Consider the following 15,615-nt stretch of genomic DNA (forward strand, 5'->3'; position numbering starts at 1 on the left):
GCAAGTAATTGGTCGAGCGTTGGGCGACCGATCGCTCCTGTTCCCCCGGCAACAAAAATCTTCATCTGTCAACCTCGCGTTGAAGTATGGAAATATTTTGGCTTATTGAAGTGCTCGATCGATTAAAGGTGCCATGACTGCGATGTTGTTGACCAACTCATCGGAGAGAGAGAACCGCTGTATTAACCCACATTCTGCAGGTGCGATCGCCATCAGACAGTATTTTGGTCGTTGCTGATTTAGGGTATGAAAAGCTAAATATGCAAGTCATAGAAACCAGTATTTACCAAACTTCGCGATTTTAAAGTTGTTTTTTTCATACCCTGATTAAGCAACGCCGTTTTTAGCTGCCCAGAGACAGGCTTTTAGTCTGGGCAGAGTCACATGAGCTTTGAATCCTTATCAGCCGTTTTTGAGCAGTTACCCAAAAAGCCCTCAGTTCCAGCCAACACCAACGGTACAATCACAGTAAAGCTGAGGAACCACCGCCATTATGACCGACTCGATCGCCACCCAACTTGAACAAGCTTCCGAGGGTTTGCTCTTCCTCAGCGAAACCGACGCTCCCTTTGAGGTCCTTAGCTGGCAGACACAGGGAGAACTCACTCCAGCGAAACTTCTGCAACTCACCGAACATCCACCCGATGCTCCCGTAGAAATAGTGAGTGTGGACGAGTTCTTTGATACCCCCACCCAAGAAGAAGACTGGCACGATGAAGAGGAACGGGAAACAGTAAACCGTTTTCAGAATTTAGTCAGCGTGTTGAAGCAAAACCTATTCCAGTTGCAGGTTTACCGAGTGGGAAGCGTTGAGATTGATGCGTACATCGTCGGCGTGACGGACGGTGGCGGATGGGCGGGGCTGTCTACGAAACTGGTGGAGACTTGATTGCAGCAGACAAGGTGAACTATGATTGTTTGTTAATCATTTAGTTACATAGTAACCATAACTAGAGTCAGGAAGAGAGGTTGTAATATGAACACGCCCGGTAGAGTAATTAGTTGGCTTGCTTCTCTTTACTGTTTGGTTATGATAGGAATTTTATTATTCCTCTCTTACACAGAGGGTAAACGATACCACATAGCTATTATAGCTTCTTTTGGTATGCTGCTAATTGTTTTCCCTCCCCTCTGGTCTTGGCTGGATCGAGAATATAATATCAGAATTTACTGGCTAATCAAGTTTATTCTATTCATCTTTTGTTACGGATTCCTAATGGCGAATGTTAATGCAGTTGGTTAAAAGTCTCACGCAAAAAAGTAAGTTTTATCCCTTTTTTACTGACTATCAACTTTACTTTCAATTACTTGTTGAACCTGTGGCGACACATTAGATAAGAAATTCAGCCCCGTCTCTCGCTCAACTCTTGCCACCGAAACTCGAAAACTTTTCCATCCTTTGCCCTTGACGCTGGCATCGTTGGGCATCATCACGGCGATCGTCCTGGTGTTTGCTGTAATTCCCTGCATCCCTAGCCCCTGTCGGTCGAGAACCACGATGACTTTCCAATTCTTAGCCGGCACTGCAATCTTTTCCTTCCTGCCAATGCTGCCTTTCCTTCCCGCGGGCCCCGCTACGATGTAAAGTTCCTTGCCCTGCTGCACCAATTCCCGGCAATACTCCTCTAAGTCACCCCAAACACCTCTGTTAACTTCTGGCACTTGGGGCATCATATTTGTCATCAGGAAAGTGCTGCTGTTATCGGCTTCGTTGCGGGTGCGATCGGCACTAGGTGCAATGTGTCCTCGGTCGTAACCGCTTCCGGTGTAATCGTTGGGGCGGACTTTGTACCAAGCATCCGGGAGGGAATCATCGGGGCGGAAGTTGTCTTGGCGGTCGGCTGTTCCAATCCAAGAGCGGTTCAGTTGCCACGAAACCCAATTGGCAGTCTTAGTTTTGCTGTTGTAAGAAAGCACAAACTGCGGCTTTACCAGCAGGTAGTTATCGGTGCTGGCAACACTGGGAGCTGCATTGCTGGGATTGCCCAAGAGCAAGTTGCGGTTGTTGGTGGCTGAGCTGATTGGTTCTCTGGTGCCTGGCTTGGGTTGCTGAGCCCTCGGTTTCTCGGGACCAATTTGAGGAAGCCGAGACGGTGGCGATGGCTCAGTCAAGTTGCAGCCGCTAAGAATCCCTACTAAAATGAGAGCGATCGTCCCCCGCTGCCACAATTTTTGCACTATCTGCTGCCCCTATTCTCTTCGTCAATCCCAAGCTTATCAGCAGCCTGACACTTAACCGCAAGAATGCAGCCACAGCCAAACAACTTTGCAAATCTCTAGTACGTTTGCCCTTTCAAAGAAGTAGCGCGCCTGGAAGATTAGCGGTCACTTTTAGAGCGCTTCAAATCTGTGCCATACCGCCATCGACAAACAGCTCGATGCCGTTGACAAAGCTGCTGTCGTCTGAAGCGAGAAAAACAACCGCCTTAGCAATCTCATCGGGCGTGCCGACTCGCCCTAATGGAATGTTGACGGCTTGGCTGTCCACGAATTCCTGCACTTGCTCGTCGCTCAGTCCCAGGAGATTGTAACCAGGAGTAGGAACTACGCCTGGACTAATGGCGTTAACTCGAACCTGGCGCTCTTTGAGGTCAAGCGTCCAATTGCGGGCAAACGATCGCACGGCGGCTTTGGTTGCGCTGTAAACACTGAAGGCTGGGGTACCTACGGTAGAAGCAGTCGAGGCGTTGAGGATGATAGAAGCGCCTTCGCGTAAGAGTGGCAGCGCCTTTTGCACGGTGAACAGCAGACCTTTAACGTTGGTGTTAAACGTTTTGTCAAAGTGTTCTTCGGTGATCGATCCGAGCGGGGCGATTTCTCCACCGCCAGCATTGGCGAAGACCACATCGAGGCGACCTTGCTCTTGTTTAATCGTGGCGAACAGGCGATCGAGATCTGCCAGATTAGAGACATCGCTCTGAACACCAGTGACTTTTTCACCAATCTCTTTCACGGCGGCATCGAGTTCAGTTTGACGACGACCTGTGATAAAGACATACGCTCCTTCGGTGACAAAGCGCTTGGCAGTGGCAAGACCAATGCCGCTGGTGCCACCCGTAACGAGAGCAACTTTTCCTTCTAGTTTTTGCATTTTGGATGAGTCCTGCGGTTATTGAGGGTAAAACTTATGTATTGAGTGTATTGAGAGGGGGTTGATGATGGGGTTGATTCTAAATGACGGTTTGAGCTGTTTGATTATAGACCCGCGATTCACCTGAACGTACAAATTTCCCTGCCGCTCAAGGCTCTGTCCTCCAAACCTTCTCGCTCTAGTTTTGCTAAGCATCGCGTGTGAGAGTTGCGTAAGTCCTGAGTTTTTTACCACCAGTACGCTTGTTTCCAGACAGCGATAGACGGGAGAAATAACTCCAGTAGATTTAATAAACGTTCAAACATTCAAATGTTAAAACATCCAAATGTTCAAGCGTTTTTATTGGCACTAAGCTGCTGGAGGTATTGAGCGACGGACTTTTCAACCAGCTCGCTGATTTCTTCACCCGACTGTGCGGCAGCAGATTTGAGGTCGCGGTGCATTTGTTTGGGCAGGTAAACAGTAGCCCTGACAAAGTTGGGGTCTTTGCTTTTGGGTAACGCTGGAGCTGGTGCAGGTTCGAGGTCAGGTTCGCCCGGTCTGAGTTTCTTGGCTTTCAGTAAATCATCAAAGCGGCTCATGGCAATATCTCCTTGCCGACAGCGGCATAACAACCCCAAGCAGCTTTGGCGTAGGCATCCTTGACAGCACTTACGGGAACCCCGGCGAGCGCTGCTTTTTGAAATACTGCCAGCCGCCTGACTTCAGCTTTAAATATCGGCAACTGAGCTTTCTCGATCGTTCTGCGAGACTCAATCCCGACTTTGCTAGGAGCAGGTGGGATGAGCGTGAGCAAAATGCGGTAATTCGATTTTAGGGAATGCAAAGCTTCCACCATTTGCACCATCGCGGTGAGAGCCATCGCATCGGGAGAACTCGGCAAAATCAGCAAGTCGCACCCTTCTGCTACAGTTTTGAGTTCGTCGGGGTCGGGTCTGGCCGGCGTGTCTATCACGATGTGCTCGTAATCTCTGGCAAAGCGAACTCCTTGCTTTTCATCCACCACTTTGAACGGGAGAGAACCCCGGGCAGCCCAATCCAAAGCACTGCGGTTGAGGTCGCCGTCTACCAAAAGCGTAGGCGCTTTGGTTTGCAGGTAAGCTGCCAAGTGTAGTGCTGTAGTTGTCTTGCCGACTCCGCCCTTAAATGAGGCGATTGTCACGATCATAGGTTTATTGATACGTTGATTAACTCAACTTTACCTCTTAATCATCTAAATGTTTAGATGATTGAATGGTTAAATGTTTAAAATGATGCCGTATCTTGCCAGTTATAAGGTGGGTTGGCTCGGCTAATTAACGATAACAACGTAGCGCTCGGTTGCGGGTGATGGGAGGAGGTGGAGCTTCCCAAAAATCAAGCAGTTCCTGCACTGCGAGAGTCTGCTGCCCATTCGCTCTCTCGAAGGGGTGATAATGTCGCGGGTCGCATCACCTGCGGTTTATTTAATCATCTAAACGTCTAGATGTCTGGGGGAGTAATTTAAGATTTATGCGACTGGTACCTGGCGATGAGCGCGCATAGCGAAGCTATCCCGTAGGAAATCGCCATCAACCTTTCTGTTGTACGCTCCTGGGCGCTAAAACGAGCCAAAGTTTTTTAATGGAAGCTGCATCGCCAGCACCAACATCCACAGCATCACTAACACCCGAAGCTGCATTGCCAGCGCTAACGCTAACACCACTGCAGCCGGAAGCATCTGCATCAGAACCAGTTCTCGCTCCATCCAAGGAGAGCAGTTTGACTCACCGGCTTCAAGCGCCTGACAAAGAACTAACGGTCAGGTTTACGGTGGATATGTCCGCCGGGAGAGCACTGCAAGCTTCGATGCTGGCAGCTAGGACGGGGCGCAAGAAAGTGGATATTGTGAGGATGTTACTAGAAGATGGGCTTAAGGATGTTGAGGGTTAGGGATTCTCTTCATATTGGGCGATCGCTGGACTCGGAAGGTGGCGATCGCTTTTTCATGTTAGCGGGACTTACAACTTTTAAGACGAAACAAAGCTGCCATTAGCTTTATATGCAGCTTGGACGGCTATATTTTCTTGCAGCCAACCTACAAGCTGTGCGTGTATCAATAAAAGAGAGTGACGAGATCCCTTGAATCATGTTCAGGGGCTTCAATGGTTTTACTCATCAACTTTTCCGAGGCAAAGGTCAATTGTGAAGTTAACCAGCAATATCGTTCTTGCTGGCTTCTATAAGAAGGATCGGAATCCTCCTCTCTCTCGATCGCTCATAATGGAATGAAAGCGAGCAAAGTTTATTGCTGTTGAATTTGGGCAAGCGCTCCTTTTTAGCAAGAACAGCAGTACATCGCCCGTGTCGGTGTAATATTTTTGCTTCGATTCAATTTACCAAAGCTATCACGGTCAAGGAGATTGACATGGAATGTCCAGGGTGCAAGGGACTCAAAATCGTTCACGTCCGAGCTGTTCCGGGTGTCCACCAACAATATGATGTGGAATGCCCCGTTTGCGATGGAACTGGAGAGCTTACAGACACCGCCGAATTCCCAAACCATTGCCCTGCTTGTGGCGGATCTGTTCGCGCTGGGGAGACGTGGTGCGATCGCCATAAACCAGCAGAGCAACTTGAGTAGCCATTAAACTTAGATAAGTGCCAAGAAAGAAGAATTATAGTTTCTTTAAAAACTTCTTTAGAAACGGATTTTGTAGCAAAAAGCTTCATAATTGCTTTAGTTTGGCCAATGAATATTCCTAATCAATCTAACAACCCGCTCTTTGAGAGACAGAGTTGGTTTAGCAACCGCAAAGATCTGGAATATATTAGGTATTGTTTGAAAGCAGCCCGTCAGGACATCCGCGTTAATGTTTTAGAGGCAATTGCCTGTCATGAGGGAACAGAAATTGCTAATGTTGATTACGCTGAAGCTGAGAAATTAAGCCATTCTTGCATCCAAGCTTGGTGTGAAAAACACAATGCAAAATGGGAAGATGTCGAACGGATTTTTACACTGTACCTCAAGCCAGAAAAAGCAGGAGATAGTTTGGCAGATTTATTGATTTAACTTTCCGGTGCTCCGTTAAGAGTTCCCGGTTGCCTTTCTTGGCATCAAATTTTACAGGCTTTAAGCTGTGCCATCCATTCCCCAAATCCCACACGGCGAAAGCGAGTAGGCTCGGTCTTAGTAGGTTCCAGAACTTGCCAAGAATGCCAGGGAAAATGACCGATTGGAAGGACACTGCTATTGGAAGCGGACTGTTTAGTGGTTAAATCCTTAAATTTGAGCCAGGTTCCGTTTTTCTTCCATCCCACAGCTTCTCCGAACTTGGTGTAATCTCGATTTACTTGAGAACTTTCCCAAATTTGTCGCTGGATACCGAACCCAAAACGATCGTTACTGGCTTGTTGCCAAAGCCGATCTAGAGTTTTGAGATGTTTACAGGGCATTGAGCGGATTTGTTCGGGTGTAATCTCGTCTACAGTCTGCTTAAGTGTCAAGGCATCCGTTGAAATCACCGCCTCTTTAAATAGATCGCTGATTGCCGAATCCATCCAGCGCCAATCCTGAGCTTGTGCTGCTTTCTTCAAATCGTAGGAAGGCCAAAAGCAACCCTGCTTAGAAATTGCACCAGTTGTCATCGTGGCGTTGCAAAGCCGTGTATCGCGAAAACTCGTAATACCCGTATCGGTCAAATTCGCTCGATCGAGATAAGCCGGATCGTGCTTGAGTTCGCTGAAGTCAGCGCCTACCAGTTTTGCCCCAATCATAATCGCTCCCTGCAAATCGGCACCTCTAAAACGCGCACCATTCAGGCTAGCGTTGCTGAAGTTTGCCTCTTGGAGGATTGCATTAGAGAAATTGGCTCTGGTAGCCTGAGTATAGGAGAGCAAAGCATTGCTTAAATTTGCTTCGCGCAAGTCGGTGTCAATCAGGCGGGTAGCGGCACCAGAGAAGTCTGTCCCTTGGAGGTTTGCCCGTCGCAGGTTCGCCTCTGATAAATTTGCCTCTCGGAAAACTTGGCGAGAAAAATCGGCACCGGCTAAGTTTTTACCGCTCCATTCCACAGCCCTCAATTCAAGAATCTTCTCATACCTACGCAGACGGTGCCAGTGGGAAAATTCGGCTAGGGCAAAGATAGCGCAAGCACTTCCTCCCAATCCTCCCAATATCCACCAAACACTTTTTTTGTGCCACATCCTGAATCACCCGCACTAAGAATTTTGCCAGCTTATTCTAAGCCAAAATTGAGAAAATTCTGTCTATTGGCTTTCAAATTTGCCGTTGGCTTGCATTATAAGTACCTTCGTACAAATACCTGAGCAATATCAAATGCCAGCTTGTAAATTCATTTAACTAGCTTATTTAGAAACATTCTATGAATATCTGCCTGTGGTGCATTGGGTAGCCCGCATTTAAAACTGTGTTGCTCAGCGCTTCTAATTCTTGTTCTTGGTGGTGGCGCATTGCGGTGGCAAGGGCAGATATTAAAGTTGTGTGAAAAATTGGGTGGTCTGCGGAAAAGCTCTCTACTTTATCTTCTATTTTTTTGATAGCCTCAACAAGATTTAGTAAAAAATTGTCCAACGGCTGATTGGTGGGGGACTTGACATAAATTTCATAAATATAAGATCCCAGCGAGCCTTCGGGTAATAAATTGATAATAGACCTCTTGCAAAAAAAATATGTGTTATCCTTAAGAGTTTGCTCAAGTTTAGGTAAAACTTTGAATTATTGGGTTGATTGGCATCTCCTTAAACTTGCCCAGCCTGCTAGATTATAAAATTGCCTAAACTTTCCATCCATAGCACAAAATTATTTTGCAAGAGGTCTAATAGCTTTGCCTACATTGTAAACTTTGTCGCTATCACTGTTTTTAATGACCTGTTCGAGTTGAAGTTTAAGCTCTTGGGCTTTTGAGTCTGACATATCGGTTCCTCAAATTTGTTCGAGAGTGCGAACACGACCGTAAAACTTAACTTTAGCGCCTGCGAACAAAAAATCAAGTTCGGTTAACCGTTACATCCCGAGCAAATCTTTTCTTGTTGGCAGGCGATTGCCCCGAGCGCGGAGAGGTTCGGGGTGCCCCGTGAAAAAGCGCGTTCTCTTGCCGCCTCCGCCCCACCGCGCTCGCGAAATACCCAAGATTGATGCAGTAATGCAGCAGTAGATGGTAAGGTAATGCTGAATATAAACAGAGAAAATATTAGGCTAACGCTAACTAACCGGGTGATGTTGACCGACATCAGCTTCTGGCTGCGGCAATTTCATACGACCGACGGCTTTATTGGCTTGAGGAACTTTCGGAGTTGGCTGCACGAGCGATTAACCGATTCAACCGCAACACGAACTAACTAGAAAAATCTAGTTGCGAGATATAATTTTTAGGGGGAAATATGGCGAAAGACAAACCCATTTTTGAATTGATAGGTCTGGCATTGGATGCGATTTTTGAAGCGAACCTCTGTCCGCAAGTTAGTAGCGGTAGAGAAATTCCCATCGAAACCGTACACGTTTCATACGACCCAGAACTTCCCAACAATCTGTGTTCGATTTCAATTGAAACTTTTTTAACCCACGACTATGATATATTAATTACAAAAAGTGGTAGCGTTGAAGCGGTTGCAGGTAAACCTAAAGAACGCCTCCGACTTATGTGATATGAACGTTTCGGAAGATTTGAGCCGGGTATGGAAGGATGTTTGGAATGTCTTGGAGCCAGATAAGTCTTGGTTGACCGATGCAGCTAAACGCGATTGCATTCAGCAAAAACTTTTCTATTTTAATTCCAAACACGATAACAGTCCAGAACATATCGACCGATTTATTAAAGCTTTATCCCGAGGGCAGGCTCTAGTTCAAGCAGCGATAGAATGGCAACATCCTGCCATCGGTCAAAGCGAAACCCGCAGCGTCAATGATAAGCTGCGGGGACATCAGTGGAAATTGGTAATCGCCTACAGCGGTTTCGAGATTGCGTCCAAAGCGTTAATGATGGACAAGTGGGAGAGGCAAGTTGAGAAGGGGATGTATGAAAAATTTCTTGAAAAATGCGTCCTGCCTGAATACCAACCAATAGAGCCGCCTAAAGGTAAACCGAAGCTGACAAATTGGCTGAACAAGGAAGATGGGGCGTTAGCCACATTCTTGGGATTAACTTCAGGAGATAAGAAAGCGATCGATCGGTGGCTGGTTCAATCCCAATCTGTAGATTCCTGGTTCGAGGCATACAAACTGGCGAAAGCTCTGAGAAACGCCTCGGCTCACGGATTCTTACTGCCAACTAAGATCCGCGAATGGGGACTGAAGGATGGATTTCTCAGGCTGACCGACGATCTGGCAAAGATTGTGATAGCTGGACTAACCAAACTTGCTTAAAAACGCTGTTGGAAGAATTATATGATTTTCCTTTGTGCTGCTGAGGTATTGACTTTCAGCAGCGATCGAGAGTATTATCGATCTAGAAATATGCAACGGGTCTGAAAGGCGCAATTTTTCGAGACTGTTGCATTTCTTTGTTTTTGAACGATTCACAATAAATCGAAAGCGATGCCAGAGGTCGGTGGTCGGCGGTTGCGCTATCGCACGAGTTATCAGGCATTGTGAACAGAGAGTTTTTTGGCGTTCCTTGGTAATTGCAATTAGATGCAGCGTTCGCGGGTTCAAGTGACAATAAGTTAGTTCGATGAAACAAATTGCTAAATTCCAGAAAGGTCAAAGAGTTGGCGTTTACAACTCCCAAAGGTCGCAACAGATTTATGAAGTAGACGAGGTTATGTGGTCGGGGTCAACTTGGACGTACACCTTTTAGACTGCACCACTAAAAATCCCGTGTTTGTTACTTTTAGTAACGGCGGTTATTCTCGGTACCGGCAAGACGAACGTTGGCTATCTTTGGTTTAAACTGACATCTTGCACCATTCTCAATTAGTACGATCGCCCGAATCCCAGTACGATCGCCTACCTTGAGTGTCGTCGCGCCCGCCCCGATGATCTGAGCTACAAGTTAATGTAGCAGCGCGAGACACTACTGAGTATAAAAGCAGGATATTGGGCTACCGCTAGCACGGAAGTGAGGTTGAGTGACATCGGCTTCTATATTGCGATAAATTTAGGCGGCGTTACTAGCTTTTACTTACTCAAAAATGGCAAGTGTCAATAAAATGCTGAAACCCAAAATTCGCCCGACAGTGTTGTGTGTGTTGGCGCTTCTAGTTTGTGGTGAAACTTATTCAATTGCTAGCCAAAAACCAAAATGGGTAAAGATTATCACCGATGCCAACCAAATCACAAATTACTTAGACTTTGGCTCCATAGAATCCAGGGGGACACAAAAGTTTTATACCTCAGCTAGGGTATCTCTTCGACCAGTGGTGAACGGTAGAGAAATGCCGCTTCGCCGTCCTTATCACGGAGAAAGATGTGCTTGCCCTTATGATTTTGCAATAAATGAATCGCGTTGTGGCGGTCGCGCTAGCGGTAAAACTACTTGTTTTGCACCAGATCGAACTCATAAGCTATTAATTTTTAATTCTGTAAATTGTCAGACCAAAGTTCGCAGTATATTCAACATCGACAGTTATGATAGAAACAACAAGCTAATTACAACTTATACCGCAGATACTCTTACGGGCGGTGCATACCCCGTTGCTGTAAAAGTTAGCGATCGAGCAGAACTGAGTGTAATTAACGCTGTTTGTAAATAGTTGACTAACAATCAGAAGCCTTGGATTTGAACTAAACTTTTAGACCCGTTCCGAACTCCCGTATTTGTTACCTTTAGCAGCAGCGGGTAGGCTCGATACTGACTTTGGCGTTCGCTGGCTATCTTCGGTGAAACATCCTCCAGCGCGCCGGGGAAAGCACGGTACTGTGTGTTCAAAGGGAAAGCCTGCGCCCCATTTCCCTCACTACCACAAACAGCCGATAAAGCTTCTCCTGCATCAAGTTTTATTCGGATGTCGGCGTCCGAAAGGGCGATCGCTTCTTGCAACGTTGTAGCGAGGGCCAAAATCTCAATGCCTTTACTGTCAACTGCCTTTTCTTCAAACGTCCCCTGAACTCAGCTACCGCGTTAAGAAAATCCACAGATTGATGCAGCAAGGCAGTAAATGCAAGAATCTAGAATAAATAACTTGTTGCGCTAGCAGGTGTTCCGTACCCGCAAGCGGTTGGTAAGGTTCCCAAAGCAATAGCAAAGGTTGGTAAAATGGATGAAGTCGTCAAGAAAGTAGCTGGTTTGGGTTTACCCGGTGTCATCTTGGTGGTGACGATGGCTGCAACAGGTTTGACAGGAGCTGCCGCCATTACAGCAGCTTTAGCATTTCTAGGAGGCCCTGCGGGAATGTTAGGCGGCATTGCCGTGCTAGGTTTGACAGGATTGATTGCAGATGCTCTAACAAAAGTGGGGCTGGAAGACTTGCTAACAGCGATTTATTGCCAAAGGCGCTTATCCGAACCGCACGGGAAACTTTTAGAAGAGATTGAGAAATTGTCGCTGTTTGACGGCGACATTAAGGAAAGACTTCAAATGACGGTGACGGATGGGTGCGGTTGTGCGGCAGCGACGATCGTTACTAATATTCCTGATATCACAGGCTCGGCGATCGCTATTTTACAAGCTGTTCCAGGCATGACTCCAGCACACCACAGGGATTTTAAAAGTTCCCGTCCAATAATAAGGCTCAGGGATGGGACGGCGGTTAGGGCTTGGAAGAACCCCGTCGGCGTCGATCACATTTTTTTAGGCGATCCCGATGGCAGAATGATTTATGGCGGCTACGTGGGCTGGATTCACAGTGAGGGATTGAATCAAGCTATTTCGCAGATAAGAAGCAACTTAACCTAAAACGGATGGGGAAGGCGATCGCAAAACCTCGTACATCGGCAATCGCAATATGGAGTTTTTCAGGCGGTTTAAAAAAATGAGTTCTTTCCTTAATTACTGCGAGCAATTGAACCCGTAAATACATTTGCTATAGTGATGTCCGAAGCAAAGGCAATAGTTGCCAGGGCTAACAACCAGATGGCAAGATTTAGACATTGTAATGTTTAATTACCCAAGGAAAAATTCTGACTAAGACTTTTTTACATAAGTGTTCTTGGGAGAGATGAAGATATGGACTTAAATCAAACGTCTGGCAATCACCGATGGCGAAGGCGACTAATAAAAGCTGGAGCGGGTATTCTAGTAATCTTCGGCACAGGTTTAAGCGTTTTTACCTGGAAAGCCTTCTCGCCACCTTCTGTTGAGCGACTACCGCTTCCCAAAACTTTAGTTTCTCTAGAATCACCCGAAGGACAACAGCTACTGAACCAAAGCAAGAGCAAACAGGATTTTCAACCGCTTAGCACCCACATTGAAACCCAAAAGCGTCCCGCCTATTGTGGTGTGGCTAGCAGTGTGATGGTTCTGAACGCACTCGGCAGCAAAAAACAGGGATATCGCCCCCTGACCCAAGACACCTTTTTTGACGGTCGAACCCAGAGCATCCGCTCTTCTTATGCCGTCACTTTTTCGGGAATGACTCTTGATGAATTAGCGGCTTTGCTCAGAAGTCACAACGTCAAAGTTGAGGTCTACTATGCGTCGGAGACAACACTTAACCAATTTCGTACCCAAGCTAAAGCTAACCTTGCCCGTTCTGGCGACTATATAATCGTGAACTACCAACGCTCTGTTTTGGGTCAGGGTAAAAGCGGGCATATTTCCCCCCTCGCTGCCTATCACGAACAAAGCGATCGCTTTCTGATTGAAGACGTAGCCAGTTATAAATATCCGCCTGTATGGGCTTCTACGGAGAATCTTTGGAAAGCGATGAATACTACTGATTCAATTTCAAAAAAGACACGGGGCTATCTAGTTGTGCGCCAGTAAGATAGAGAATTAGGCATTGCATAGTTGGGCTTCAACCCTTACTCAAAAATGACAAGACTGCGAGTGCGACCCAAAGTAATTGGAGTATTATGCTATTTTTGATTTGAACTTTATCAGTTTTGGAAAAGCATTATGTCTAAACTTTTTGCCGTTGTTGTAGCAACCATTCCAGAGTATTACGACTACAAAATCGCTCACCCAGAACACGACCCAAATCAGCTAGCTTGGTTCCGCCAGCAACAGGAGAAAGGAATACTGCTGTGTTGTGGCCCGCTTTTTCCCCATGATGGAACGGGACTTTGGGTGATTCAGGCAGAAAGTATGGAAGAGGCTCAAAAAATTGTTAGCAGCAGTCCCCGCGCCCTGGATGGTATGTTAGCAGAATCTACCAGAGTAGTGGAGTGGCAGGTGCATATTGGGTGCGAGCGTTTTAGGGATAGTAAATAGGCAGGGGCTATATATGTTATTCCCATCACTATTGCATACCGCCTAACTAAATATTGACCCGAAAAAGCGGTGCAAAGACATATTTATTCCTATCAACCCCAGCGCTTGTATCCTTAACCAAACATATCAAACCCCCGGAGCGCTCGCCCGAACCAAACCCTTGACCCCGCTCACCCGCCGCATTAAGAAATACCCCCAGACCGATGCAGCAGTGCAGTATTTGCGGCAAACTTTCTGGTGTCGGGTCGGGTATACACCAAGCATGAAGATAGAGGGACACGGGCAGGCCAAGATATTCACGCAAGAGGAAATCGAACTTTTGTTCAACGAAGGTTTGCAAACCGATCGCGATCGCACGCTGTTCGGAGTTTGTCTCTACACCGCCTGCCGCATTGCCGAAGCTTGTTCCCTGGAAGTCATCGATATTTACACTGCCAGAGGTACAGTCCGACCTACAATCAACTTCCGCAAGCGCAACACCAAAGGAAAACTCCAAACCAGAACAATTCCAGTCATTGAAGATTTGCGAAGTCTCTTGACATCTTGGAAACCCAACGCCGGTCAGACTTATTTATTCCCCGGCCGCCACCCTTCGCACCACTGGAAGCATTTGCACCCCAACTCAGCGGATCGGATTTTGAGAGAAGCGTTCGATCGCGCCGGCATCGAGGGAGCATCCACCCACAGCTTCCGTCGCACCGCCCTGACTCAGATGAGCAACGCCGGAATTCCGCTGCGGATCATTCAAGAAATCAGTGGTCACAGTAACCTCGAACAGTTACAGCGCTACTTAGAGGTGAAGCCGGATCAAGTCAAAGGAGCGATCGCCAGTCTTTCCATGCTTTCCTACGCGGGGAAAGAGGTATTTCCCCGCGTACAGGATGAATTGCCGGCTGTGCCGTTACCAAGAGAGCAACTGTCACAAGGCCTATCAGACTCGGAGCCTGAAGAAATTCCTGATTGGTGATGAGCAATTTTAGATTTTAGATTTTAGATTTTAGATTTGGGATGCCAAGGATTAAAGTCGCGCATCAAGAGCATCGAGTGCCGATCGCTTTCTTTCCCAAGGCAGAAGCCCTCACCCCTGGATTTGTTACAATTCTCGATCGTGTGGAGCGGGTGCATCTCCAAAAACCGGCTCAAAGGAGAATTGTTCACAATGTGGCTAAAATTTGGTGTTGCTCTCAGTGGCGAACTGACGAGCATTGATGAGGTTGTGCGCGGAAAAACTCAGCTAACTTGTCTCTACTGTGGTGGCGGATTGACAGCGAAAAAGGGTTCGCTGAAAGAGCACCACTTCGCGCACACCGGGGACACTTGCAAGCCCGTGTCGCAGCGGATTAAAACCAAAGCATTTCCATCGCTTCCCCTCTACGAGCATTTCAACATCGAACTCAAGGGTGATGAATTGGAACAGTTGAAGGTGCTGTGGAAAGAATACGGGGCCCAAAAGCGATCGATTCCCAAAGACTTGGTGAGCTTTCGGTGGGAACTCAAAGGATTGCTGGAGTCGGAGGGATCTCGCTCTTATGAGTTTACCGACTTGGGTAAAATCCCCGTCGGCGCTCTTCCCCTGGCGTTGTTCAACTCAGTCCAGGAACCCTTGCTGCTGTCAGAGTTAGTGAAGTTGGAAGGTTCTGTAGAGATGGCCGTTGCTGCGGGGTTATCCTGCTTGGACGAACGGCGGGCTGATTTGCTGATTTATCGAGCACAGCTTCGTCGGATTCTGGTAAACTCCCTCTATTTCCTTGAGGTCAAAGCCGACGAGAGCTGCTTCTATAAAATTGGAATTACTACCCGACCGATCGAGCAGCGCATCGCCGAGGTGCAGAGGGATGTGAGGGCGCATTACTCGGATGTGGTTGTCAATTTGCTGGGACTTTGGGAACATCGGGGTAATGTCGAGCTGTACTTCAAACACCGATATCAACCTTTTAACTACCGGATTGGGAAACTGACGGAGTATTTCGTGTTTCCAAACGTCAAGGCGGTGCTGCAAGATTTGTGTGAGATGGAAGCAAAAGTTTTGTCGGCTGTTGAGTCGGATGCGATCTGCAACTGGGGTAGGAAGTGAAGAAGTGCGATCGCTACACTGGTTACATCCCGGTTCTAATTCGGAACTAATAAAGTCGTGAGCGTTTAGAGAATTGCTATTATTATGACCTGCGATGTGCAGGCTTTGGAAACTCAGCAGCCTTTGACTTCCCCATGAATCGCTAAATATTGACAATGCAC

Annotated in this window: 18 protein-coding genes; 12 read left to right on the forward strand and 6 right to left on the reverse strand. The window is 47.1% G+C overall.

From position 1 onward, the window contains the following. Positions 1-493 precede the first annotated feature (493 nt). Positions 494-889 carry a nuclease A inhibitor family protein gene (locus QUA47_RS19620; protein ID WP_333431968.1) on the forward strand — a complete coding sequence of 132 codons (396 nt, stop codon included), beginning with the start codon at positions 494-496 and terminating at the stop codon, positions 887-889. Between the two features lie 389 nt (positions 890-1,278). Here QUA47_RS19620 and QUA47_RS19625 read toward each other — a convergent pair whose 3' ends face one another. The 4 genes from QUA47_RS19625 to QUA47_RS19640 form a co-directional block, all read right to left on the reverse strand. Next, the gene (locus QUA47_RS19625) at positions 1,279-2,178 is read right to left on the reverse strand and encodes a DNA/RNA non-specific endonuclease (protein WP_333431969.1); all 900 of its coding nucleotides are present in this window, start codon (positions 2,176-2,178) and stop codon (positions 1,279-1,281) included. Positions 2,179-2,341: 163 nt separating this feature from the next. Further along, a complete protein-coding gene (locus tag QUA47_RS19630) occupies positions 2,342-3,091 on the reverse strand; it encodes a glucose 1-dehydrogenase (RefSeq protein ID WP_333431970.1) in 750 nt (249 codons plus the stop codon). Between the two features lie 329 nt (positions 3,092-3,420). After that, positions 3,421-3,672: a CopG family transcriptional regulator gene (locus tag QUA47_RS19635; RefSeq protein ID WP_333431971.1), complete on the reverse strand. Its 252-nt coding sequence runs from the start codon at positions 3,670-3,672 to the stop codon at positions 3,421-3,423. After that, positions 3,669-4,259 (reverse strand): ParA family protein, encoded by a 591-nt coding sequence (locus tag QUA47_RS19640; RefSeq protein ID WP_333431972.1) that lies wholly within the window; start codon positions 4,257-4,259, stop codon positions 3,669-3,671. The genes QUA47_RS19635 and QUA47_RS19640 overlap by 4 nt, the downstream gene beginning before the upstream one ends. A 434-nt stretch (positions 4,260-4,693) precedes the next feature. Here QUA47_RS19640 and QUA47_RS19645 point away from each other — a divergent pair, with 434 nt between their 5' ends. Together QUA47_RS19645 and QUA47_RS19650 are read left to right on the forward strand one after the other, a co-directional pair. Then, positions 4,694-5,002, forward strand: coding sequence for a hypothetical protein (locus QUA47_RS19645; protein WP_333431973.1), 309 nt, complete (start codon positions 4,694-4,696; stop codon positions 5,000-5,002). A gap of 799 nt (positions 5,003-5,801) precedes the next feature. Beyond that, positions 5,802-6,122: a hypothetical protein gene (locus QUA47_RS19650; RefSeq protein WP_333431974.1), complete on the forward strand. Its 321-nt coding sequence runs from the start codon at positions 5,802-5,804 to the stop codon at positions 6,120-6,122. A 44-nt stretch (positions 6,123-6,166) separates the two neighbouring features. Here the strand turns inward: QUA47_RS19650 and QUA47_RS19655 are convergent, their stop codons facing one another. Next, positions 6,167-7,255: a pentapeptide repeat-containing protein gene (locus QUA47_RS19655; protein ID WP_333431975.1), complete on the reverse strand. Its 1,089-nt coding sequence runs from the start codon at positions 7,253-7,255 to the stop codon at positions 6,167-6,169. A gap of 1,197 nt (positions 7,256-8,452) precedes the next feature. Between QUA47_RS19655 and QUA47_RS19660 the strand changes: the two genes are divergently transcribed. From QUA47_RS19660 to QUA47_RS19670, 3 genes are all read left to right on the forward strand, one after another. Beyond that, the gene (locus QUA47_RS19660) at positions 8,453-8,716 is read left to right on the forward strand and encodes a hypothetical protein (protein ID WP_333431976.1); all 264 of its coding nucleotides are present in this window, start codon (positions 8,453-8,455) and stop codon (positions 8,714-8,716) included. Between the two features lies 1 nt (position 8,717). Continuing rightward, positions 8,718-9,434, forward strand: coding sequence for a hypothetical protein (locus QUA47_RS19665; RefSeq protein WP_333431977.1), 717 nt, complete (start codon positions 8,718-8,720; stop codon positions 9,432-9,434). A gap of 785 nt (positions 9,435-10,219) precedes the next feature. Next, on the forward strand, positions 10,220-10,762 hold the full coding sequence (locus QUA47_RS19670) for a hypothetical protein (RefSeq protein WP_333431978.1): 543 nt from the start codon (positions 10,220-10,222) through the stop codon (positions 10,760-10,762). An 11-nt stretch (positions 10,763-10,773) separates the two neighbouring features. Here the strand turns inward: QUA47_RS19670 and QUA47_RS19675 are convergent, their stop codons facing one another. Further along, positions 10,774-11,067 carry a hypothetical protein gene (locus QUA47_RS19675; RefSeq protein ID WP_333431979.1) on the reverse strand — a complete coding sequence of 98 codons (294 nt, stop codon included), beginning with the start codon at positions 11,065-11,067 and terminating at the stop codon, positions 10,774-10,776. 198 nt (positions 11,068-11,265) lie between these two features. Here QUA47_RS19675 and QUA47_RS19680 point away from each other — a divergent pair, with 198 nt between their 5' ends. From QUA47_RS19680 to QUA47_RS19705, 6 genes are all read left to right on the forward strand, one after another. Next, positions 11,266-11,904, forward strand: coding sequence for a hypothetical protein (locus tag QUA47_RS19680; RefSeq protein WP_333431980.1), 639 nt, complete (start codon positions 11,266-11,268; stop codon positions 11,902-11,904). Between the two features lie 270 nt (positions 11,905-12,174). Then, complete coding sequence (locus QUA47_RS19685) at positions 12,175-12,933, forward strand: phytochelatin synthase family protein (RefSeq protein ID WP_333431981.1); 759 nt, start codon at positions 12,175-12,177, stop codon at positions 12,931-12,933. A 132-nt stretch (positions 12,934-13,065) separates the two neighbouring features. Beyond that, positions 13,066-13,380 (forward strand): YciI family protein, encoded by a 315-nt coding sequence (locus QUA47_RS19690; RefSeq protein WP_333431982.1) that lies wholly within the window; start codon positions 13,066-13,068, stop codon positions 13,378-13,380. Positions 13,381-13,540: 160 nt separating this feature from the next. Then, positions 13,541-14,347, forward strand: coding sequence for a site-specific integrase (locus QUA47_RS19695; protein WP_333431983.1), 807 nt, complete (start codon positions 13,541-13,543; stop codon positions 14,345-14,347). Between the two features lie 41 nt (positions 14,348-14,388). Continuing rightward, entirely contained in the window at positions 14,389-14,589 is a 201-nt protein-coding gene (locus QUA47_RS19700; protein WP_333431984.1) for a hypothetical protein, read from the forward strand. After that, positions 14,540-15,454, forward strand: coding sequence for a GIY-YIG nuclease family protein (locus QUA47_RS19705; protein WP_333431985.1), 915 nt, complete (start codon positions 14,540-14,542; stop codon positions 15,452-15,454). Before QUA47_RS19700 ends, QUA47_RS19705 begins: the two co-directional genes overlap by 50 nt. Positions 15,455-15,615 lie beyond the last annotated feature (161 nt).

Origin of the sequence: Microcoleus sp. MON2_D5, from assembly GCF_036701905.1 — a bacterium.
Lineage (GTDB): Bacteria > Cyanobacteriota > Cyanobacteriia > Cyanobacteriales > Microcoleaceae > Microcoleus.